Genomic DNA, 22092 nt, shown 5'->3' on the forward strand with positions numbered 1-22092 from the left:
AGGCGATCAGCTGCCGGCTTCGGCGGTCCTGCGGTTGATCTCGGCGATGCCATGCGCGAGCTCGGTCAGGTTCAGGTGCAGGTCGGTCAGCGCACGCTGCACCTCCGGCCAGATCTGGCCCCGAAAGAGCTGGGCCTTGGGCCCCTCCCAGTTGCGTGGATCGGCCAGCGTGGAGCCGTGACCGATCAGGTCCGTGGCCGTGCGCTGCAACTCGGGCAATGTCTGGCTCATCCGGGACGCGGCCTGCATGGCGGTCGGGGTGGTGACGGTCCGCATACGGTTTCCCTTCAGGTCGGGGGCGGATGCCCACCAGGGGGAGACGAGTCGTCGGGGCCGGCGATCTGGACGGGTAGCAGCCGGCCGTGCTGGACGAGCAGCCCGCGGCCGGGCGGGCTGGGACCGGACCGGGCCCGCGGCAACCGGACGCCGAGCAGATCACCGTCGGTGGTTCGCCGCGGCGCCAGCAGCAGCCCGTGCCCTTCTCGGCGAAGGTCGACCGCGAACCCCCGGTACTGGAGCAGCAGATCCTCGGTCAGCCCGGCCAGCAGGAACGGCCCGGTGCTGCCCCGGCCGTGCCGCCAGTGCTCCGCGAGGGCGCCGGCCACCGGCTCCGCTACCAGTTCGGCGTCGTCCACCAGCACCGCCACCGGGCGACCAGCCGGCTGCCCGAGCGCCCACGGTGGCCCGCACGTGCGCTGCGGCCCGCTCGGATCCCGCAGTTCGGCGTCGGCGAGGACGGTCACTCCCGGCTGGCCGCGCAGGTCACGCAGCGGCGAGGGCCGCGGCGCCACCACCACCATCGCCACCGCGCGGGCCAGCAGGACCAGCGCGAAGGTCATCAGGACCGAACTGCGCCCGGACCGCGGTGGGCCGCCGATGACGAACCCGGGGTTACCAGCAAGATCGACGGTGATGACATCGAGGTCGTCACCGCCGACCCCGAGCGGTACCGCGGCCAGCGGCTCCGGCCGGCCGGGCGCCGGCGAGACCAGCTGGACCCGGGTGATCCGTTCCGGCAGCGCCTCGACGCGCAGGGGTGCGGGCCAGGCGGAGCCGCTGTCGGTGCGGTGCCCGCGGCGAGCGATCGCGTGCAGCGCAGCCACCTGCGCACGCCCGGCCGGATCCGGATCGAGCAGGCCCACCTGCACCTCGACCGGATCGGGAAACCGGCCGCCCACCACGACACCCCGGCCCGGCGGCTGGTCCTGGGGAAGATCCGCCACCGGGATGCCGGCGAGAGCGGCGTCCGCGGGGTCCGTCATGCGCAGCACGAGCCGTTCGGGCACGAGAGCGGCGAACCGTCCGGTCAGACCTCTACGGTCCGCGGTGAGAACCACCGTGACGCCGGCCGCCGGCCCTTCCCGCAGCAGGTGCAGCAGAAGATCGACGGTGTCGCCGCCGTCGAGATCCTCGAAGTCGCTCAGAAAGCCCTCCAGCCCGTCGACGAGCACGACCAGGTACGGGGGTGCGGTGTGGGCCTCGCCCAGCAGGCGTGCCTCGCGCAGGTCCGCGGCGCCCTCTGCGGCGAACTGGCGGCGTCGCCCGTCGACGAGGTCCGTCAGCCGCCGCAGGAGCCGGCTGACCCGGTCGAGGTCGCCGCGGTCGACCACGGCACCGGTGTGCGGCAGATCCGCCAGACCGCGCAGCGCGGCACCCCCGAAATCAAGGCCGTACAGGTGGACGTCGCGCGGGGACAACGTGGCGCCGACCGAACCGGCGATGGCGCGCAGCACCGTCGAACGACCCGATCGAGGCGCGCCCACGACCAGCAGGTGACCACCGTTCTCGACATCGGTCGTGAACGGCAGTTGCAGTTGTCGGGCGCAGTGGTCGGCCAGCCCGACGTGCACCGCCGGGAGAGCCGCCGCCTCAGCCTTGGCCTCCGGGCCGGGCCGGACACCGTGGCGCGACTGCGACTGCGACTGCGACTGGGCGGCTGGCAGGGGGAGGGTGAGCCGTTGCGGGAGCGGTGCGAGCCAGGGGCTGCGCGGCGCGGGAATCCGCAGGCCCTCGGCGGCCAGGCGCACGGCTCGGGCCAGGACCGTCAGATCGGTGGGGCCGTTCGCCGGATCATCGGATCGGGCGGGAGCGCTCGCTCCGATGGCACCGCTCGCTCCGGAGGCACCGGCCGAATCCGGGCGGGTGCGCTCACCGGGGCGGGCATCGCCGTGACCGCGCCAGGGCCAGGGCAGCTCGACGATCTCGGGTGCGGGCAGGCCGACTCCCGGTCCTCGCCCGGCGGCGTCGGACCGCCCGGCGATGTCGCCGACCCAGGCGGTCTGCACGAGGTGCACCCGCCCAGGACCGGTCCGGATCACCGCCCGGCCCGGTGTGGCCCGGTCGATCAGGGCCGCATCGGGCCGGCCCACCACATCGTCGCTCTCGTGCGCGTCCGTGACCCGCAGGGCGATCCGCAGGTTGGTGTTGGCCCGGATCTCGGGTGAGACCACGCCACTCGGTCGTTGCGTGGCCAGCAGCAGATGCAGACCCAGCGACCGGCCGCGCTGTGCCAGGTTGACCAGACCGGCCACGAAGTCGGGCAGTTCACGGGCCAGCGTCGCGAACTCGTCGACGACGAGCACCAGACGGGGTGGAACCACGCCGGCGGCCAGCCGGCCGGGCTGGCGGGCCAGGGCGTCGAGGTCCTTGGCCGCGTACTCGGCCAGCAACGTCTCGCGCCGGCGCAGTTCGGCCGCCAGCGACGTCAACGCACGGCGGACCAGATGTGGATCAAGATCGGTGACCAGGCCCACGGTGTGGGGCAGGGTCGCGCACTCGGCGAACGCGGAGCCGCCCTTGTAGTCGACCAGTACGAACACCAGCTCGTCGGGCCGGTAGGTCACCGCGTGCGCGATGATGATCGTCTGTAGCAGTTCCGACTTGCCCGCACCGGTGGTCCCGGCGATGAGGCCGTGCGGGCCGTCCTCGGGCAGACTCAGCCTGAAGGTCTCCCCACCGGCGACGCCGATGGGGACGGACCCGATCCGACCCAGCCCGATCCGACCCAGCCCGATCTGACCCGGTCTGATCTGACCCGGCGCGGTCGGCTCGGACCGGCCGCGGGCCCAGCGACGCTGGATTGCCGCCACCGACATCTGGGCGAGGCCGTCCAGGTTCACCAGGTGCACCCGGGTTGGCAGAGCGCCCTCGTCGGCGTCGGTGTCACGCAGCGGCGCGAGGGCCCGTGCGGTGGACTCGCACCAACGGATCGTGCCGGAAAGCTCGCCCGACCCTGCCGGCACACCGACCGGCCCGACCAGGTCGGACCGCACGTCGGCGGTCGTCGGGCCCTGATCCAGCCGAAGGACCAGGCGATCTTCGGTCGCCTCGACGACGGCTCGGCACTGCGCGGGCAGATGACGGCTCTCCCGTTCGAGACACACCAGGACAACGCCCGCCGCCGGCCCCGCGTGCAGCAGCGCACGCAGCCCAGGCACCGTGTGCAGCGCCCGGGCGCCGTCCAGGATGACCAGGACCTCCGGGCCCGGGCGGGTCTGGCCCGCCGGGAGGTCGCCGCGCCCCTCGGCGAGCGAACGCAGCTCACGCACCGAGGAGGCGCAGGCCTCAGGTCCCACGGCGAACCGCAGCGTTGCCGCGCCGACGCTGGCACCGTTGCCGGCCGCGGCGGTGGCATCAGCCCGGTGGCAGTGCGGCAGCCAGCGAATCCACGACCAGGCCGGCGCGCCGGCGGGCTCCGCGACCAGCACCCAGATGGCCAGGTCCGCCGGGCTGTGCAGGACCGCTGCCTGCGCGACCAGCCACGAACCGAGCGCGCGGGTCGCCGGATCCGCTCCGGCCAGACCGGCGACTCCCAGCGACGCCATCTCGAGCAGCGCGGGCAGAGGTGCGCGCAGCCGTACCGCGGGTTCGCCCGCGGCGGCACCGGCGATCTCCACCAGGCTGGGCTGCGTGGCGACGCCCAGCCGAAGGTGGAGATAGTCCGGGTCGTCGCGGCGGCGCTGCCACAGCCGTTCGTCCTGGTGCCAGGCGGTGGTGAACAGCTCCGCTGGGCCGGGATGGTCGGCGTGTCGCCGTTCCTGCTCCGCACGCAGCGCCGCCCGCGCCGCCCGGTTGATCTCGGCCGTGCCGCGCCGGTGGGCCTGCTGCTCCCGGCGGTAGGTGCGGCTGTCCCGACGACGGGAGCTCAGGACGGATGCCACCATGCTGACCGGTCCGAGCGCGGCGAACATCAGCAGCGTGGGCGAGTCCAGCACCAACGCCACCGCGGCAGCCGCCAGCATCGGCAGCACGGCGGCGATGACGGGGATCGGTGCTGGTCGCGGTCGGGTGGGCGCGGCGGGTAGCCGAAAACTGCGGACCTCCTGCCGCGGACGGATGCGTGGCGCCCGATGCACGCCCGTCGACCCGGTGCCGTCGGCCCGCGCGCGGGGTGCCAGAGCCTGCGCCTGGGCCTGGGGTCGGACCAGGCGCAGGGTGCAGGCGGAGGACTCGATCGTGGCGAGGACCGAGCCTTGCGGCTCGCCGCGGCTGGGGTAGGTGACGCGAACCTGGCGGCGATGTGGACGTACCCGGCAACCGCCATCGGGGGTGACCCGTACGACGGCGAGCGGCCGCGCTCCCGGATCGTTCAGCCTGAGCAGGCCGAGTGGTGTGCTGCCGAGGCGATGTTCGCCGATCGCCAGCGGATGGATGACACCGGCGCCGATACCGGCGCTCACCTCGAGATCGACCAGACCCGTTCCCGGGGCCCGGTGGGGAGCCGGCGCTCCCAGCACGAGTACGGCGCCATCCCGCAACGGCGACGCGCCAAGGCGCTGCGCCGGATCGAGTGGCCAGGGATGACCGGTGAGGGTCAGACGTGGACAGGCGACCGCCCCGGCCGGTGCGAGGCGCAGCACGGTGCTGAGAGCGTGGGCCAGTTCGCGTAGCGGAGTGCGAGCATCGGCGCGCAGCAGAATATCGACCGGACGCCCCTGGTGGGCGTCGACAGCGGTGAACGCGATCTGCATGTGCCGGACAGTACGACCAGAAAAGCCGGCCTGGCCAGCCCCTGCGACGCCCTGTGTATGAACTCGAAGAAATGGTCGTAAGAATGCGGCTGAACGCGGTCGAAGAAGCGCATCACTCGCTGGAGCGGGCCGCTTGGTCCGGACGGTTTCGGCATGCCCGACAGCGGCCGGGTCGGAGCGAAGGTGCCCGGCGCCGCCCGCGGCCGTGCACGTCAACTGGTCTGTCAGAGCGACGGTCGGGCGAGGGAGGGCGAGGGAGGGTGAGGGAGGGCGAGGGAGGGACCACGGGCGCGCGGCCGGTGCCCGAGCCGCACGGCGGTCCGTCCCGGTTGCCGCCGGCGAAGATGCCGGTGCATTCGAGTACGCTTGAAGACGGCCGCACCGCGCAGTTCCAGGCGGCAGTCGAATAGTCGTCCGAAGGAGTGTTTGACGCGACGGAAAAATCCGTGTCCCGCAGGAGGAGAATCGAGCGCGAATTCCTCGGGAGAAAGGCCGGTGTCTGTTTCTCATGGCCGTGAATGACACGCGGGGCGCAGTGCGCGGTCCGGTGAGAAGCCGATCGGGCGGCGGTGGCGGGAGCCTCAGATGCCCTGGATGGCGATCAGGTCGATCGCGGGCCGGGCCACGACGGACCTGGCCCGCGAGACGAAGGGCGGAGGCTCCGGGATTTGAACCCGGGAGGGGGTTGAAGCCCCCAACCGCATTAGCAGTGCGGCGCCATAGACCGGACTAGGCGAAGCCTCCCAACGTGCTCGCTCATCATAGCGTCCCGCACGGCGGTGCTGGCAGGGTGGGTACCGGTCGGCGGGCGCGGCCTGGATCACAACCCCGGCGCGGCGCCCGCGGCGCCCGCGGCGCCCGCGGTGTCGGCGGTGTCGGCGATGTCGGCGAGATCGGCGTCGTCGGCGGCCACCTCGGCGCCGAGCGCGCGCAGCACCGCTCGGGCGATCTCGGCCTGGCGGGCCGGGTCGGTGACCGGGCCGCCGTCGGCCTCCCGCAGGTAGAAGGCGTCGACGACGTCCAGGCCGAGGGTGGCGACGATGGCGGTGCCGACGTCGAGTCGCAGCTCGGACAGCGCCCGCACGATGCGGAACAGCACTCCGGCCTGATCCGGGGCGCGCACCTCCGCGACCGTGGCGGTGTCCAGATCGTCGAAGCTCACCTGCGGCGGCCCGGGGGTCGTCCACTGCCGCACGCCGGCGTAGTCACGTTCCCGGTCGGCCAGCCGGCGGGCGATGTCCAGGGTTCCGCCCAGGGCGGCCCGCAGGTCGGCGAGCAGCTTGTCCCGCTCGGGCAGATGTCCGTGCTGGGTGGCGACCGCGGCCTGCAGCAGGGCGCGACCGTCCGCGCTGCGCGCCGAGGCCCGGCGGATGTCAAGCCGGTTGAGTGCCAGCACACCGGCGGTGACGGCCAGCAGGCCGACCTGGTCGTCGGTGACCACCACGATCTCGAACATCCCCTCGTCAGGCAGGGGGTTGACCTGGATGACGTGCTCGGGTGTCAGCGCGAGCAGCGCACGCTGGCGTTCGTCGAGCCGGGGTGGGCAGGGGACGCTCTGTCCACCGAGCAGTGCCCGGGCTCGGGCCACCAGATCCCCGATCAGCCGCGCCTTCCAGGCGTTCCAGGCGGTGGGCCCGGTGGCCCGGGAGTCCGCCTCGGTCAGCAGGTGCAGCAGGGTGAGGATGCGTTCGCTGCCCGCCGCGCCGGCCACAGCCTGGATCGTCGCGAGATCGTCGATGTCGCGTCGGGTGGCGGACTCGCCGAGCAGCAGATGGTGGCGGATCATGGCGATGAGGACGTCGACGTCCGCGGGGGGCAGGCCCAGCCGCGGCCCGATCTGGCGGACCTGCTCGATGCCCGCGTCGGTGTGATCGCCGGGATAGCCCTTGCCGATGTCGTGCAGCAACGCGCCGAGCAGCAACAGGTCGGGTCGGTCCACGTCCCGGGTGAAGGCGGCGGCGCGCGCGGCCGTCTCGATCAGATGCCGGTCGACGGTGAAGCGATGGTAGGGATTGCGCTGCGGACGGCTGCGTACCGCGGCCCACTCGGGCAGCAGACGCACCAGCAGGCCGACCTGGTCCAGGGTCTCCAGGACGCCGATCGCGGCCGGCCCGGTGGCCAGCAGCGCGACCAGCGAGTCGCGCGCGGCCGGGGGCCAGGGGTCCGGCATGGACGGCGCCTCGCGGGCCAGCCGGTCCACGGCGAAGCGCCCCATTGGGACTCCGGTGCGGGCGGCGGCGGCCGCCACGCGCAGGACCAGCGCCGGGTCCTTCGTCGGATCGATGTCCAGGGCGAGCTGGATCTCGCCGTCCTGCTCGACCACACCCTCGTCGAGGGGGCGGCGGACCGGCCGGCGGCTGCGCCAGCGGGACGTGCTGCGCAGGCCGGCCGCGGTGCGGTACCAGGTGGCGTCCCAGGCCCAGGAGATGGTCCGCCCGGCGTCGGCGACCGCGTGCGCCAGCGCCATCGAGTCCGGATAGTCCAGTGCGGTGGCGACCGCGGTGCCGTCCTGCAGCAGCAGTCGGTCCTGCGCGCGGCCGGCGTTGATCCGGCGGATCTCACCGCGGACGTCGAGCAGTACCTCGGCGGCGGCCAGCACCCGGGGGGAGGGGACCTCGGCGACCCAGGCGGCGGCGAGGGCGTGCAGGGCGGCGAGGTCACGCAGACCGCCGCGGGACTCCTTGACGTCGGGTTCGAGCAGGAACGCGACCTCGCCGAGCTGGTCGGCTCGCTCGGCCACGGCGGCGGCCAACTCCGGCAGCCGCTTGGGGGCTCGGATGCGCCACCGGTCGCGGGCCCGGCGGGCCAGCGTGCGGACCAGCTCGTCGTCCCCGGCTATCCGGCGGACGTCGAGCAGCCCCAGGGCGGCCTTCAGGTCGTCGTCGGCCACCGCGATCGCCTCGTCGACGGTGCGCACGCTGTGGTCGAGGCCGATGCCGGCATCCCACAGCGGGTACCAGACGGCGTCGGCGACGGCGCTGACATCCGACCGGCTGCCGTCGTGCAGAAGCACCAGGTCAAGATCGCTGCCGAAGGCCGGCTGGCAGCGTCCGTAGCCGCCGACGGCCAGCAGGGCGATGCCGGGCCCGGGATCGCCCAACAGCTCACGGAGCACATCGTCGGCCAGCTCGGTGAGCAGGCCGCGCAGCTCGGCGCCGCGTTGTTCGGGCAGCGGGTCGTGGCGACCGCGCAGGATCTCCAGACGATCCTGATCCGGCATGGCTGTCCTCCTCCGCACCCGCGGTGCGTTCGGCCGACGGGAGGTTCCGGACTCGCCGGACATATGGCGCGGCACCGCGTCAGATCTCACGCGGTGCCGCCACATGTGCTGTTCGTGCCGGTGCTGTGCGGTGGTGCGAGTGGTGCGAGTGGCGCCTTGCGCTGCTTGTGGTGCCGTCGCGCGGACTACAGGGCGTCGCTTCCGCGCTCCCCGGTGCGGACCCGCACGACCGAGTCGACCGGGACGACCCATACCTTGCCGTCACCGATCTTGCCGGTCTGGGCGGCCGCGGTGATCGCCGCGACCAGCTCGTCGGCGGACTCGTCCGCCACCACGACCTCGACCTTGATCTTCGGTACGAAGTCGACCTTGTACTCCGCACCGCGGTAGACCTCGGTGTGGCCCTTCTGTCGACCGTAGCCCTGGACCTCGGAGATCGTCAGGCCGTGCACGCCCAGCTTCTCCAGGGCGGCCTTGACGTCGTCGACCTTGAACGGCTTGATGATGGCGGTGACGAGCTTGGTCATGCCTGGGCCTCCTCGGGCACCTTGACCGGCGTCACGGAGGAGGTCAGCGAGCCGCCGCCCCCGATGGAGGAGTAACGGTAGGCCGTCTCCCCGTGCAGGGCCTCGTCCATGCCGGTGACCTGGTCATCGTCGCTCAACCGCAGGCCGATCGTGTACTTGATCGCCAGCGCGATGATCAGCGTGACCGCGGCGGAGTAACCGAGCGTCGCGCCGACGGCGAGCGCCTGCTCACCGAGGACGCTCCACGGGCCGCCGTAGAACAGGCCGTCCTTGCCCGCCGAGTTGGTGTCCACCGTGGCGAACAGACCGGTCAGCAGCGCACCGAGCACACCGCCGACCAGGTGGACGGCGCCGACGTCGAGCGAGTCGTCGATGCCGACCTTGCCCTTGATCGAGGTGGCCAGGGCGCAGATGACGCCGGCGAGACCGCCGACCGCGATCGAGCCCATCGGCGAGACGAAACCACAGGCCGGCGTGATGGCGACCAGACCGGCGACCGCGCCGGAAGCCGCGCCGAGCGTGGTGGCCTTGCCGTCACGCAGCCGCTCCACGGCGAGCCAGCCGAGGATGGCCACACCGGTCGCGATCTGCGTGTTGAGCAGGGCGAAACCGGCGAGCTTGTTCGCCGCCAGCGCCGAACCCGCGTTGAACCCGAACCAGCCGACCCACAGGATGCCGGTGCCGAGCAGGACGAAGGGCACGTTGTGCGGGCGGAAGTCACCCTTGGGCCAGCCGGTCCGCCGGCCCAGCACCACGGCCAGCACGATGGCCGCGATACCGGCGTTGGCGTGGACGACCGTGCCGCCGGCGAAGTCCATCGCGCCGCGCTTGTACAGCCAGCCGTTCGTCGCCCACACCCAGTGCGCGATGGGCGAGTAGACCAGCAGTGACCACAGGGTCACGAACACCGCGAACGCGCTGAACTTCATCCGGTCGGCGATGGAGCCGGTGATGAGCGCGGGAGTGATGATCGCGAACATCATCTGGAAGGCGACGAACACCACGTACGGGTAGGCGCCGTCCCCGCTGCTGAGGTTCTGCAGTGCCGAGAAGTGGAAGCCGCCCCAGAACCCGTTACCTTCGCCGAACGCCAGGCTGAAGCCCACAAGCGACCAGACGAGGGTGATGATGCCGATGACGAAGAAGTTCTGCATGATCATGCCGAGGACGTTCTTCGCGCGGACCATGCCGCCGTAGAAAAATGCCAGCCCGGGCGTCATGAACAGCACGATCGCGGAACTTATGAGCATCCACGCGGTATCGCCCGAATTCAATTCCATGTCTCTCCTGTCGTCCCCCCGCGCGTTGCGCGGACTGCGCTCACCCGGTCCCCCGCCACGCTGCGCTTGTCCCGGATCCTCGGGCCGAAGATTCGGCAGGATCTGTTCCGTACCTGTGTCTCCGCTGTTTCTGACGTGTGAATTCGCTAAATTGGGCGCCTAGTGGCCCGTTTTGGTCGCCTTACGGTGGGGGTGCGGAGACTCTCCGCCCGGATTCGCGCTCTTCCGTGACTGTACAACTGCTCACAGTTACGGTCCCGCGGTGTGAGCAGCGTCCCTACGGAGGGCTGGCATACCGCTGGCGAACCGTTTCCCAAGGCCCGCCATTCTCACGCCGCCACCCGGCGCGCACGCGCCTTCCGAGGTGGACGGCCCGACGTCCCACCGCCGGTTCCACCCCCGGTTGACCCGGACCCCACCAAAGTGGTGCGGCCGATAGCAGGGCCAGTAAAAACGGCTGTTCCAAGAATGCTCACACCACCACCGACGGGGGCATATGCCCAGATGGACCGTGCTAAGAGCAATGCGGCTCGCGGGGCCTGGCCGGTGGCGCTGGGGCTCACCGGCCTCCTACTGGCCGGCCCGACCACGCTGGTGGGCTCGGCTGGCGTGGCATGGGCGAACCCGGCCGAGAGTTCCTCGACCGACCTGGCCGGAGTCCAGGCCGAGATCGACGAGGCAAGCGCCGAGCTGGACGCCCAGGCCCAGCAGGCGGCCCAGGCCGCCGAACAGTTCAACGCCGAGCGGATCAGGCTCGCGGCCGCGGAGCAGGCCGCGGCGGCCGCGGCGGCCCGCGTGGTCCGCGCCGACCAGGCGGTGCGGGCGGCCTCGGACCGGCACCGGGGTCTGGCCGTCTCCGCAGGTCGGGCCGGCGGCTTCAGCGAGCTGTCCCTGCTGTTCACCGGGGATCTGCAACATGCCCTCGACCGGGTCGGTGCGGTCAACGCGCTGGCCACCCGCCAGCGTCTGGCCGACACGTCCCTGCGCCTGGCGCGCCGCGACCTCACCGGGGCCCGCCACGACGCGGACGCGGCCCTCGCGGACAAGAAGGAGATCGTCGCGGATCTCGGCCGGCGCAAGCAGTCGCTCGAGGCCTCAGCCGATTCCCAACGTCAGCTGTTGGACCGGCTCCAGGCCCGCTACGCCGAGCTCAAGCGGCAGGCCCTGGCCAGAGCCGAGGCGGCCCGTCGAGCCCGCCAGGCGGCGGCAGCGGCCGCCGCGGCCGCCCTCGCCCGACAGGCGCAGGAAGCGCAGAGCCGTTATCAGCAGGCCGTGGGAATCGCGGCGACCGCTGGCCGGAGCTTCGCCGCCACGCCGATCACCGCCGCACCCCCGCAGGCGCCGTTGGGCAGCGGCGGCGCCGCGGTCGCTGTCCAGGAGGCCTACGCGCAGCTCGGCAAGCCCTATGTGTGGGGCGCGGATGGTCCCGGAACCTTCGACTGCTCCGGGCTCTCCCAGTGGGTGTGGCGCAAGGCCGGAGTGTCGCTGAGCCACTACACCGGTTCGCAGTGGAACGAGGGAAAGCGCGTCGGCCGAGCCGAGCTGATACCAGGTGACCTGGTCTTCTTCAACGAGGAGCTGGACCACGTGGGGATCTACGTGGGGGGCGACCAGATGATCGACGCTCCACACACCGGCGCTGTCGTCCGGGTGGAGCCGATCTGGCCGAGTTTCCAGGGAGGCGTGCGTCCGGGCGCCTGACCTGGTGGCGGGCGGCCCGGAGCTGGGCCTGTCGGACCTGCGCTCCTCGCGGAGCCAGTGGCCGACAGGCCCTCGGGTTCAGCGGTCGACGTAGACCAGTGCGGCGGTGCTGCGGCTGATCTCCGCGTCGGCCTGACCATTGGGGTTCACGATGCGCACGAGGTCGCCGCGAGAGCCCGGCAGCACCTGGGCCCCCGGCACGATGGCCGCGTCCTGCAGCCGACGCATGGCGGACTCGTCGGTCTGCAGCCGCTCGGAGATCCAGCTCACCGTGACCGGCGGGCCGCCGTCGGCGGGTGCCCGGTCGGCCGTGGTCAGCAGGCTGACCGGAGCGATCCCCGGAACCACCGCCTCGGGGCGGAGCGAGGGCGGGATCTCGTTACCGAACGGGCAGCGCTTCGGGTCACCCAGCAGCACGGTGAGCCGCGCCTCGACCTCGTCGGAGATGACATGCTCCCAGCGGCAGGCCTCGTTGTGCACCAGCGCCCAGTCGAGCCCGATGACCTTGGTGAGCAGGAGCTCGGCCAGGCGGTGCTTGCGCATGACCGCGGTCGCTCGCTGCAACCCCTTCTCGGTGAACTGAACCGTACGATCGTCGGCGAGGGACACCAGGCCCTCGTTGGCCATGCGAGCGGTCGACTCGCTGGCGGCAGGCGCGCTGACGTGCAGTCGCTCCACAAGGCGCGCGCGTAGCGGGGGGATGCCCTCTTCCCTCAGCTCGTACAAGGTACGGAGGTACATCTCGGTACTGTCGATGAGTCCAGTCACCGCTCTCCTTCGTCCTCTCCAGAGTACGCCGCGTCCGGAGCACGCAAGGGCCAGGTGTCCCGCGTGTGCCGTGTCTGTAGGCCGTGGGCCCGAAACCTCGCCGGTGGCCGGCGGCCGCGACGGGGCTCGGCACTAGAATCGCCTCATGAGCACGACTCAGATCGCACCCGAGACGTCCGACACCAGGACGGACGAGGGCGACGACCACTCCCACTACGCCCGCCGTGAGGAGATCGTCCGCGCCTCCATCGAGGGCGGACGGGTCACGGCGCTGTGCGGCTACAAGTTCGAGCCGGTGCGGGACCCTTCCCGGTTTCCCATCTGTCCGAAGTGCAAGGAGCTCGTCGAGATGGCCCAGCAGTTCGGCTGACGGCCGGCCTGCCGCCGGTCACCGCTGACCTTCCGGCCGCCGAGAGGTCAGCGGTGCGACGCGTGGACCAACGCCCGGCGGGTGGATGGCCGGCACGGCGTGCCCCTGGTCCTGGCCTCGTGTTGTCGGGCCTGCCGGCGTCTGGGCCGGTCGTAGTCGTACGATCGGCACCGGCCGGGCTCAGCGCGATCGCTGCCCGTCCCGCCCGCCCCAGTAGCTCAGTGGATAGAGCGACCGCCTCCTAAGCGGTAGGCCGTAGGTCCGATTCCTACCTGGGGCACGTACAGCATCCACGCGCCGTGGATGTTCGGTGGCTGCCGGCCGCGCTCCGGCGGTGGCGGCGGTGTCGGCGGTCACTTCTGCCAGATTGGCAACCTTGTCGAGGTCCATCACCGGAATCTTGATCATCATGTGTACCTCCTGTCGTTCGTGATCGAGGTGGACGGTGAGTTGGGTGATCTCGTAGAGGCGTCGTTGCAACGCTTCCGGCGCTTGGTGGAGCTTGAGGTGTAGCTCCGGTAGGGCGTCGAGGAGGGCGAGGCTGTCCGGGCCTGGCCGGTCGGGTTCGGTATCGTCCGCCGCGTCGAGGTCTTTGATCTTCCCGAGGGCGGCCTTGCGCTCTGTGTCGAGCTCGTTGTAACTGCTGCGTAGTCCTTGGGTGAACGGGTCGTCGGGGTCGCCGACCTGCGCTTGCCGGAGCAGGTTGTCCTGCCTGAGCTTGAGATCGTCGATCTTCTTGTGGAGTCTGTCTCGTTCGGCTGCTCGATCCCTCGCGGCCCGGTCGTCGTAGGTCGCGAGTTCGGCGGTCAGGAGGGCGACTCGGTCGCGTCCGAAGACGCGTTCGGTGTAGAAGTCGACGACTGCGGCTTCGAGGATGTCTTCGCGGATGCGGACGCTCTTGGGGTGTCCGGCGAACCTGTCGTCACGGCCTCGGTTATTCGCCCGGGGCCAGCACAGGTACCAGACAGCTGGGCTGGGTTCGCGGACGGTCCCGAACATCCGCCGCCCACACGTACAGTGGATCATGCCTCGGAACACGTAGGTCCGTTTGGTCGCGGGGTGGCGGTTGAGTTCGTTGTGCTCGCGGGAGCCGCGTCGGGTCTGCCGGTTGGCGTTGAACTCGTCGAACATCCACTTCGGGATCAGGGGTTCGTGGACGGGTTCGGATGACCACACCCACTTCTCCGGCCCGTTGACCGCCCCATGCCGGTACCGCCAGCAGAAGCAACTGGGCGGCCCGCTGACCCGTCGTCTCGTCGCAGGCTCCCTTCCCGGCGTGATCGTCGGTGCGGTCGTGCGCGTGCGACTCCCGGGAACATCGCGCCGTACTGGGCCTTGGGGCTTGCCTGCGGCGTCCGCGGTGCGGCCGGCGGCTATCTGCGCGCCCGCCTCCAGCGCCGCCTACCCAACAACGCGCTGCGTCTGCTGCTCGGTGGCCTGGCTGCGGCGCTCGCCGTCGCCTACCTCGTGGAAGCCGGATAGCTCCCGAGTCGCGTAATCGCCCGGGATGCGCGCACGGTAGGCGTGCGTGATCTGGCTGGCCGAGGCCAAGAGGTCGACCCCGACCCGAGTACCCGGTAGAGGTCTTGGTCGGTGGTCATGAGCCGCGTCCCCTGGCCCGATCGGGGGCAGGTCTGGCTCCGGTAGGGCGGCCGGGGCCAGACCTGCGCGCGAAGCGACGTGATGAAGGGCGTTTCTTGGGGCCGTGAGTGGTGGCTATGTCTCCTTTCGGCGTGTCGGTGATTCGGTGTCATGGTTCGGACTGTTGGGCGGCGCCCGCTGCCCGGCTCTCCGTTGGAGTCGTCGGGTAATCGGCGGTCCGGATCGGTGAGGGTGTGAACGGCAGGCGGTCCGCGGTGGTCCTTGCGGCGCTGGTCTCGGCGCGGGTGGCTGCCCCGGCCCGCCCGTTGGAACGTCGCTGTGCCATCCGGCCGAGATGATCGCGTCGAACTCGGCGTGCAGCAGGTCGGGGTCGGAGCAGATCAAGTCGACCAGCTGCGCCTCGACCGGCCGGACCGGCGCCGCCCCCTGCGGGTTCGTCATTGGTCCAGCCGCGGCTCAGGCGTGGATGGACCGGCGGTCGTCGCTGGAGGTGTCGATAGCGATCTTGCGGGGCTTGGCCTTCTCCGCGACCGGGATCCGCAGGGTCAGCACGCCGGCGTGGTAGCTGGCGGTGATCTTCTCGGTGTCGAGGTTGTCGCCCAGGATCAACTGGCGGCTGAACACCCCGCGGGGCCGCTCGGCGACCAGAACCTCGCCGTTCCCCTTCAGCGCCGGACGTTGCGCCCGCACGGTCAGCACATTGCGTTCGACGTCCAGATCCACAGTGGCGGGGTCCACCCCGGGCAGATCGAACTCCGCCACGAACTCCTCGCCCTCGCGCCAGGCGTCGATCGGCATCCCGCTGGGCCGGGCCACGGTGCCCAGAGTGCCGAGCACCTGCTGGCTGAGCCGATCCAGCTCCCTGAACGGGTCGGTGCGCACCAACATCGGAACTCCACCTCCACGATCACGATCTTGTCCGTAAGAGGGTCAGGTCACCACTTATCTGTGATGGCTGACCCACATTTTTTATAGCACTGGCAGAACATCTGAGGCAAGACCCCGGTGGACTGTCCGGGCGGAATCCCAGGAGGCGCCCCGTGAGACCGTCCGGTGTCGACCCGACCCGAGGTGTGCAGCAGGCTGCCTGCCCCGCGGGCCAGCGCCGCGCCGGCGGGGGCTAGCTTGGCAGGAGCGGCGAAGATCCGCTTGACGTGGTGGTGGGCTACGCGAAGAGGCCGGCCGCAGGCACGGTTCGTGGAGTCCCTGGGTGGGCAGGACGGCCGGCGAGAGACATGATCGACGGGTGAGGGGTGGCCGCGGTGCGTGACAGGGGCTGGTCGGCCAGTGTGGAGCTCCCGTTCGACGCGCGTTCCGTGGGCGCTTCTCGGGAGGTGCTGCGGGGGTTGTTGCTGGCCTGGGGCCATGAGCATCAGATCGACGATGCCGCGGTGGTGGTGTCGGAGCTGGTGACCAACGCCGTGCAGCACGCCGGTGAACAGGGGCAACTGCGGCTGGAGCTTCGGGTCACCGGTGAGGTGCTGCGCCTGGAACTCGCCGACGGGTCGTCGGTGCGGCCAATGGCTCGGGAGATCGTCGACTCCGATGAGCGGGGCCGTGGGATGCACATCGTCGATGTGCTCACGGCCCGGTGGGGAGTCGAGACGCACGGCGACGGCAAGCGCGTCTGGGTCGAACTCGACTAACCCTGCGGGGCAGCCACGTGGACGGGGCCGTCCGGTGGCTGTGTTCGCCACGGGTCTACTGCGGCTGGCCTGTGACGTCGCGTCCACCACCGCTACCCGAAGGGCGGGCCACATCCCGGCTGGTCCGCCTGCTGTTGGTCTGCGCGTCGGGGGTTTCGGCGGGCGACGGCTGGCTGTCGCGTATTTGCTGGTTGAGTTGCTGGGCTTCGGCGAGTTGATCTTCGAGGATGACGATGCGGCAGGCAGCGTCGATGGGGGTGCCTTGGTCGACGAGTTCCCGGACGCGGGCGGCGAGACGCAGCTGGTAGCGGGAGTAACGGCGGTGGCCGCCTTCGGAGCGAAGCGGTGTGATCAGGCGGGCTTCCCCGAGGGTCCGCAGGAAGGCCGGCGTGGTGCCGAGCATCTCGGCCGCGCGGCCCATGGTGTAGGCGGGGTAGTCGTCGTCGTCGAAGCTGTCGACTGGTCTGCCAGCGCTTTCAGGGGTCATCGCGCCTCTCAGGACACGTCGAGGGGCCCGGTGCCATATGGCACCGGGCCCCGAGGGTTCACCACCATCTACCGGCCAAGGCGCACCGGGTACTGGAACCCGCCTGCCCACCCGAGAGGGCGGGGGTGCGGGGATCGCATATGCGTGACCGGGGACCACCTTCCAATCCGGGGCCTGCGCGGCGTCCGAGCGAGAGTGTCCATCGCCCGGGCGATCCTGATGGTGCCTGCTCCCCTCTCCTCGTCGTTCACCTCTCTAGGTTCTGCCGAACGTGTTGCGGTGATGCTCGGCGGCCTGCCCTGGCCGCCGTCCTGCTCGCGGCAGTTCCTGTCTGCCGCGACCATGGACTCTCTTGGCTACGAGAGGAACTGTACCCAGGGTGGCGCCGGATGTCTAGTACGGCGGGGACAGATTTTTGGGCTCCCAGCAGACAGCTACCCTCCGGTGGCGCTGGTAGCGAGCCTTGGAACCGGCGCTGATCCTGTGATGATCCGGTCTGCTGTGACGCGCGCGGGCGGCACGGATCGGGTCGCGAGCCGCGGACGGTATTGATCGAGTGGGAACCTGCGGACCCGGTGCGACCCGGACGCCGCGAATCGAGTGGGTCGGTCAGTGACCGCGCGGCGCGAACATGATCAGGGACCTGCCGGTCAGGCAGATCAGCGCGCCGATGATGGCGAAGCTGTCGGCAGCCGTCGGCCACCGCGCTCCACAGCAGCGAACCGGCGACGAAGATCCCGCCGTAGGCAGCCAGGATGCGCCCGAAGGGGGCGTCGCGCTGGAAGGGGGCGGCGAAGCCGTACAGGCTGGCAACGCCAGCTCCGCGCAGCCCCGCCGGAACCCCCGTGCGGACCTCCTGAACGTGCCCGACCCGCTCGGCCAGCGCCTCGCGCCCGGCCTACGTTCAAGCCCGCCAGGTCCGCAGCACTGCGGCTCGGCCGACGCGGACGGGGAGAACCCGGCTGAGTCGGCCGTGTCGTTACGCACGGCGGAGGGCGAGGTCGAGCGCCCGATACGGAACGTTACGGCAGCGCAGGTGATGGCGGCCGTGCCGTGGCGGACGGTCCGGAGCGTCCGAGGGCAGTCGCATTTTCCGGGTCGGTACTGGTCGGCGACGACTGGCGGCCATGTCGTCTGCGAGAGCCGGCTGGAGCTGGCGCGGCTGCTGGTCGCGGACTTCGACACGGAGGTGGTCGGGATCGCGGCGCAGCCGTTCCTGCTGCGGGCGGCGGTCGGTGACCGGGCCCGCCGGCACGTGCCGGACTTCCTGCTGGTGCATGGGGACGGGTCGGCGCGGCTGGTGAACGTGAAGCCGGCGTCTCGGCTGGAGGACCCGCTGGTCGTCGAGGCGCTGCAGTGGCCGGGCGTCGTGGCGCGGTCGCATGGTTGGGCGTGTGAGATCTGGAATGGCGCCAAGGCGGTCTATCTCGCGAACCTGCGGTTTCTGGCTGGCTATCACAGGCCGGGTCTGCTGCCCGGCGCGTTGACGGATGCCGTCGCCGCGGCGTTCCGGTCCCGAAACTCGCTTCTGCGCAGCCGAATCACCATCAATGTCCGCAAGGTAAGCCGCCAGGACGCCGGAACCGTCGCAACGCCTCACAGGGCACGCCTCGGACCACACCCGCAGCGCCAGAGCACAACACAATCAGCGAGTTCCTACAGATCAAAACGACGATTACTCGGGGGTGGCGCCCCGCGAGCCCTTCAATCGGAGAACCGCCGACCTTCCGCGGCGCCCGACGACGGCGGAATCGCTCCGGACCGGCATCGCCCGACGCCTCCCGCGCAGACTGGCCAACTACCCCGACTGACAGCCATCTACTGGCCAACCATCACGGCGAGTGGCCATCTGTCCGTTATCCCTGCAGTCGGCATTAACCGGAGGGGGATCGCCCGCGCAAAACCGCAGGCCAGCGACCCATAGTCCCCTCCGGGCGCTGCCCGGACTCGCCTGCTTGGCACGAAAAAACACCAGCGGCGGGGCGTCTGGCCCCCCATCCCGGCCCGCATGTCTCCTGCTGGTTTCCTCACCTTTTTCTGGTGCTTGCCTTCTCGTCTTCGATAATCGGCGTGGATCTTGAGTGCGTGCTCGGCGTCGAGCCCGTCGACCTTGGCCTCGCTGTCGATTATCGATGAGCCGGGTCGTTGCATCTCCGATCTCCCTGATGTGACCTGGAGCAGGGGTCGCTGGAATATGGGCAGTTCTTCCTGGGGGTTCAGGGCTGGATGAGCAGAATCCTGGCCGGTCGGTCGGGTGTAGGTGAGCAGTTGCCGCTGGTTTCGATCCACACGGTCTGTCACCGATCTCGGGGCAACCCTCGGAGATCAGGTGGCGGTGGTGGGGCGGGGTGGGGGCAGTAGCCGTGGCACGAGGCGGACGTAGGCGATCATGCCAAGGACTTCGATGAGGGTCTGGGTGACCACGACGACGGGGGCGGCGGCGAACCGGTCAGGCAGAGCGAGTGCGAGCGGGAGAACGACGAGGGAGTTGCGGGTGGCGCCGGTGAACAGCACCGCCCGTCCGGCGGGGGCGTCGAGGCGGAACAGGTGGGTCGCTGCGGTCCCGGCGAACGCCATGATGATGAGGAACGCCAGGTAGAACGGGACGACGGCGGCGACGTCGGCGAGTCTGCCGTCGAGTTTCGGGATCTGGGAGGCGACGACGGCGATGAGGACGGCGGCCATCAGCGGGACCATCGCCGTGCTGACCGTCTCCGACGCGGTCTGCCCGGCGGGTCGGCGGGCGGCCCAGCCCTGGGTGGCCCAGGCCAGGGCCAGCGGGATGACGATCAGGGTGAGGAACGCCCGGAGGAAGGGTCCGGCGTCGACGATGTCGGCCAGGTCCGAGCCGAGGAAGACCACCAGCAGGATGGGTAGGGCCAGCATCTGCGCGACGAGGAGCAGTGGGGTCGCGGCGAGCAGACGCCGACTGCTGCCCCCGGCAAGGCCGGTGAACACGATCACCCAGTCGATGCAGGGGCAGAGAAGGACCAGCAGTACCCCGAGTCGGATGGCCTGATCGTCGGGGAGGAACGGGAACATGACGGCGACCACGAGCGGGACGACGGCGAAGTTCACGACGAGCGCGGCGGTGAGGAACCGGCCGTCGCGCAGGGAACGGACCAGTTCGACGGCGGGGACCTGGAGGAACGTCACGTAGAGCAGCGCTGCCAGCAGCGGGCTGATCGCGTGTTCCAGGCCCGGTCCGAGGCCGGGTGCCGTCAGGCCGAGGACGGCTCCGACGGCCATGGCGGCGAGGTAGACACCGACCTGATGCTCGTCCATCCAGGCGACCAGGCCAGACGATCCCTGCGTCAGCGTCGGACTCCCTTGATGGTCGCCTGCCCGGGTTTGTCCCGGTCATCTTCGCAGGTCAGCGGTGTTGCACCGCTCGAAGGTGCGATGGTCGGCGGTCAGCGTGATGTGGGCGTCGCCGGGTCTCGGTGGTGGCGGAGGGTGGGCGGGTCCAGGTCGACCGGTCCGGTGCCTGCCTGGCAGGCGGCGCGGCGGCGGCGGACCATGACAGCGCCGAGCAGCGCGGCGAGCGCCACGAAGGCCAGGGCGGGAATCCACACGGCGGCGATGGTCGCCGTGGCACCGACGGCGCCGAGCACGGCGAGCAGCGGGCCGGCGCAGCACACCGCGCAGGCGGCGACCGCCGCCGCGGCGGTCCCGATCGTCGACCACGGGCGCGAGCGACGGGTCGCGGACGCGGCGGGGTTCATGCGGATGCTCCGAACAGGTCGGCCAGCAGGGCGGTGGCGGTTTCAGGGGCGCGGACGGTGAGGGCCAGGGCGGCGGGGGTGAGGTGGAGGGTGAAGGCGAGGAAGGCGCAGCAGTCCTGTTCGGTCGCGGCGAGTGCGGCGATCCGCGCGGCGAGGTCGGGGCCGGGCGGGAACGTCAGGCGCAGCCCATCGGTGATCTCCTCCCGGCTGTCTGCTTCCTGGAGCAGCTGGTGCCATTGGGCGGCCCGTTCGGTCTGTTCGCCGCCGCTGAGGGTGCAGGCCACCGGTACGGTCTGCCATGGCTGATCGTCGGCGGGGAGGTCGGGTCGCCCCGAGGTGAGCGGCACCGGCACCGGCACCGGCACCGGACCCGGCTTCGCCGTGGTGGCGGTGGTCAGGCAGCCGCAGTCCGGGCCGCAGCCACCCGCCGGTGCCGGTTCGCCCAGCTCGGTGTGGAACGCGGCCAGGCGCGCCGAAAACGACGACAGTTCCGCGGCCCGCCGGTCGGCGTCAGCGATCCGGGTGGCGACGAGCGGCAGCATCCGTTCCCGGACCGCCGCGCACACTCCCCGTTCCCACACCGTCAGCAGAGCACCGATCTCGTCCAGTGCCAGGCCGAGGAGCTTCGCGGAGGAGATGAACGCCAGCCGTTGGACCGCTTCGTCGTCGTAGACGCGGTACCCCGCCGGGGTGCGTTCGGCGGGCAGCAGCCCGGCGGTCTCGTAGAACCGCAGCGTGCTGGCCGGGACACCGGAGCGTTCCGCCAGCTGCGAGATGCGATAGGTGCCCATGGCCTGGACGGTAAACCTTCGACCCGACTTGAAGGTCAAGTCGCAGAGAGCCTTCCCCGAACGTTGCCGAGGGATGAACATCGGCGGCCGTCTAGCTGTCGGACGGCACGGACCTGGTCGGCGCCACCTGCCCATCGGCCAAACGCAGCAGCACAACGGTCTCGCCGGCTGGACCCGCCTATCAGCAAGACAATTCCGCGGCAAATCATCACTGTAGGGAACGGATCGAGATGGCCAGCCTGAACTGCCGTGGATGGTCTTGTTGGCCAGTCGGGGAGCCCTTGGGGTGACGACTACCTGGCTTCAGCACCTGTCGTGGGTGAAGACGAGTGTTGTGACCTGCCAGGTGCTGTCGTGTGGGGTGAGGCCGGCGGTGATGCATTGCCGTGTCTCGATGTTGGGCAGGATCTGGCCGGTGTGGCGGTCTTTCAGGGGCCACAGCGTCCAGTCCTGTGGGTCGACTACCTGTGCGGCGTCGCTGGATCTCCGGGTGACCTGCGGATGCGGGGCATAGCCTTTTTCGATTGTGCGTACCCATCCGCGGGCGGCGTAGCCGCGGATCACTGCCTGGGCCCAGTCGAGTGCCTGTCCGTTGGCGTGGCGGATCATCGGCGGGTGGTCCGGTTCGCCGCGGGCCTGGGCGTCGCTGAATGCGGCCCAGAACTGGAGGTAGGCGTCGTTGATCGGGTCTGCGGTGGGGTGGAACTTCCAGGACGGGACCGGAGTGGAAGCGACGGCTGCTGTCGTCGGTCTTGTGGTGGTGGATGGGGCGGGCGGGCTGTGGGTGCTCGGGGAGCAGCCGGCCAGGAGCAGGCCGCTGACCAGCAGGGTTGCCCATGCCAGCCGGGCGTCATGCCTGCTGTGGCCCGGGTCTTGGCGCCGGGGGGGGGGGGGGGGGGGGGGCGGGGGGGTGGGACGCGGTGTCGGTGGGTCTTGCCGTGGGCGGATGGGTGAACCTTATGGGGGCGGGTTCGGGTCCGGCCGGACTCACCGCGGCCGGGGAGG

The 22092-nt window shown here is 70.9% G+C and carries 18 protein-coding genes, 2 tRNA genes and 2 pseudogenes; 7 read left to right on the forward strand and 15 right to left on the reverse strand.

Annotated elements, in window-relative coordinates:
- Positions 1-6 precede the first annotated feature (6 nt).
- The 6 genes from MXD59_RS02535 to MXD59_RS02560 form a co-directional block, all read right to left on the reverse strand.
- On the reverse strand, positions 7-276 hold the full coding sequence (locus tag MXD59_RS02535; protein ID WP_163548176.1) for a pyrophosphorylase: 270 nt from the start codon (positions 274-276) through the stop codon (positions 7-9).
- Positions 277-287: 11 nt separating this feature from the next.
- Positions 288-4970, reverse strand: coding sequence for an FtsK/SpoIIIE domain-containing protein (locus MXD59_RS02540; protein ID WP_248823293.1), 4683 nt, complete (start codon positions 4968-4970; stop codon positions 288-290).
- 653 nt (positions 4971-5623) lie between these two features.
- A tRNA-Ser gene (locus MXD59_RS02545) sits at positions 5624-5714 on the reverse strand.
- 76 nt (positions 5715-5790) lie between these two features.
- Positions 5791-8190 (reverse strand): [protein-PII] uridylyltransferase, encoded by a 2400-nt coding sequence (locus MXD59_RS02550; protein ID WP_248823294.1) that lies wholly within the window; start codon positions 8188-8190, stop codon positions 5791-5793.
- Positions 8191-8375: 185 nt separating this feature from the next.
- Entirely contained in the window at positions 8376-8717 is a 342-nt protein-coding gene (locus MXD59_RS02555) for a P-II family nitrogen regulator (RefSeq protein WP_163548172.1), read from the reverse strand.
- A complete protein-coding gene (locus MXD59_RS02560; RefSeq protein ID WP_248823295.1) occupies positions 8714-9967 on the reverse strand; it encodes an ammonium transporter in 1254 nt (417 codons plus the stop codon). Before MXD59_RS02560 ends, MXD59_RS02555 begins: the two co-directional genes overlap by 4 nt.
- A 534-nt stretch (positions 9968-10501) precedes the next feature.
- On the opposite strand from MXD59_RS02560, the gene MXD59_RS02565 reads away from it, so the two are divergent.
- A complete protein-coding gene (locus tag MXD59_RS02565; RefSeq protein ID WP_248823296.1) occupies positions 10502-11698 on the forward strand; it encodes a C40 family peptidase in 1197 nt (398 codons plus the stop codon).
- A gap of 78 nt (positions 11699-11776) precedes the next feature.
- Here MXD59_RS02565 and MXD59_RS02570 read toward each other — a convergent pair whose 3' ends face one another.
- Complete coding sequence (locus tag MXD59_RS02570) at positions 11777-12466, reverse strand: metal-dependent transcriptional regulator (protein WP_248823297.1); 690 nt, start codon at positions 12464-12466, stop codon at positions 11777-11779.
- Between the two features lie 145 nt (positions 12467-12611).
- Here MXD59_RS02570 and MXD59_RS02575 point away from each other — a divergent pair, with 145 nt between their 5' ends.
- From MXD59_RS02575 to MXD59_RS02585, 3 genes are all read left to right on the forward strand, one after another.
- Positions 12612-12836: a DUF3039 domain-containing protein gene (locus tag MXD59_RS02575; protein ID WP_011602139.1), complete on the forward strand. Its 225-nt coding sequence runs from the start codon at positions 12612-12614 to the stop codon at positions 12834-12836.
- A 207-nt stretch (positions 12837-13043) separates the two neighbouring features.
- Positions 13044-13116, forward strand: a tRNA-Arg gene (locus tag MXD59_RS02580).
- Positions 13117-13139: 23 nt separating this feature from the next.
- Positions 13140-13349, forward strand: a complete 210-nt coding sequence (locus MXD59_RS02585; RefSeq protein WP_248823298.1) for a hypothetical protein — start codon at positions 13140-13142, stop codon at positions 13347-13349.
- Between the two features lie 396 nt (positions 13350-13745).
- On the opposite strand, the pseudogene MXD59_RS27210 reads toward MXD59_RS02585, so the two are convergent.
- Positions 13746-13967: pseudogene (locus MXD59_RS27210) on the reverse strand (recombinase family protein); the annotation flags it as partial.
- A 204-nt stretch (positions 13968-14171) separates the two neighbouring features.
- On the opposite strand from MXD59_RS27210, the gene MXD59_RS02595 reads away from it, so the two are divergent.
- The gene (locus MXD59_RS02595; protein WP_225438433.1) at positions 14172-14318 is read left to right on the forward strand and encodes a hypothetical protein; all 147 of its coding nucleotides are present in this window, start codon (positions 14172-14174) and stop codon (positions 14316-14318) included.
- 576 nt (positions 14319-14894) lie between these two features.
- On the opposite strand, the gene MXD59_RS02600 is transcribed toward MXD59_RS02595, so the two are convergent.
- On the reverse strand, positions 14895-15326 hold the full coding sequence (locus MXD59_RS02600) for an Hsp20/alpha crystallin family protein (protein WP_248823300.1): 432 nt from the start codon (positions 15324-15326) through the stop codon (positions 14895-14897).
- Positions 15327-15700: 374 nt separating this feature from the next.
- On the opposite strand from MXD59_RS02600, the gene MXD59_RS02605 reads away from it, so the two are divergent.
- Positions 15701-16084: an ATP-binding protein gene (locus tag MXD59_RS02605; protein WP_225438434.1), complete on the forward strand. Its 384-nt coding sequence runs from the start codon at positions 15701-15703 to the stop codon at positions 16082-16084.
- 151 nt (positions 16085-16235) lie between these two features.
- Here MXD59_RS02605 and MXD59_RS02610 read toward each other — a convergent pair.
- Together MXD59_RS02610 and MXD59_RS27695 are read right to left on the reverse strand one after the other, a co-directional pair.
- A pseudogene (locus MXD59_RS02610) lies at positions 16236-16571 on the reverse strand (helix-turn-helix domain-containing protein); the annotation flags it as partial.
- Between the two features lie 247 nt (positions 16572-16818).
- A complete protein-coding gene (locus tag MXD59_RS27695) occupies positions 16819-17454 on the reverse strand; it encodes a hypothetical protein (protein ID WP_308301639.1) in 636 nt (211 codons plus the stop codon).
- Positions 17455-17544: 90 nt separating this feature from the next.
- On the opposite strand from MXD59_RS27695, the gene MXD59_RS02620 reads away from it, so the two are divergent.
- Positions 17545-18495, forward strand: a complete 951-nt coding sequence (locus MXD59_RS02620) for a TnsA-like heteromeric transposase endonuclease subunit (protein WP_308301640.1) — start codon at positions 17545-17547, stop codon at positions 18493-18495.
- A 401-nt stretch (positions 18496-18896) separates the two neighbouring features.
- Here MXD59_RS02620 and MXD59_RS02625 read toward each other — a convergent pair whose 3' ends face one another.
- From MXD59_RS02625 to MXD59_RS02640, 4 genes are all read right to left on the reverse strand, one after another.
- The gene (locus tag MXD59_RS02625) at positions 18897-19856 is read right to left on the reverse strand and encodes an arsenic resistance protein (RefSeq protein WP_248823301.1); all 960 of its coding nucleotides are present in this window, start codon (positions 19854-19856) and stop codon (positions 18897-18899) included.
- A 128-nt stretch (positions 19857-19984) separates the two neighbouring features.
- The gene (locus MXD59_RS02630) at positions 19985-20296 is read right to left on the reverse strand and encodes a hypothetical protein (RefSeq protein ID WP_248823302.1); all 312 of its coding nucleotides are present in this window, start codon (positions 20294-20296) and stop codon (positions 19985-19987) included.
- Positions 20293-21087, reverse strand: a complete 795-nt coding sequence (locus MXD59_RS02635; protein ID WP_248823303.1) for a MerR family transcriptional regulator — start codon at positions 21085-21087, stop codon at positions 20293-20295. The genes MXD59_RS02630 and MXD59_RS02635 overlap by 4 nt, the downstream gene beginning before the upstream one ends.
- Before the next feature lie 303 nt (positions 21088-21390).
- Complete coding sequence (locus MXD59_RS02640) at positions 21391-21696, reverse strand: hypothetical protein (RefSeq protein WP_248823304.1); 306 nt, start codon at positions 21694-21696, stop codon at positions 21391-21393.
- Positions 21697-22092: the final 396 nt, after the last annotated feature.

Origin of the sequence: Frankia umida (genome assembly GCF_023242945.1) — a bacterium.
GTDB lineage: Bacteria > Actinomycetota > Actinomycetes > Frankiales > Frankiaceae > Frankia > Frankia umida.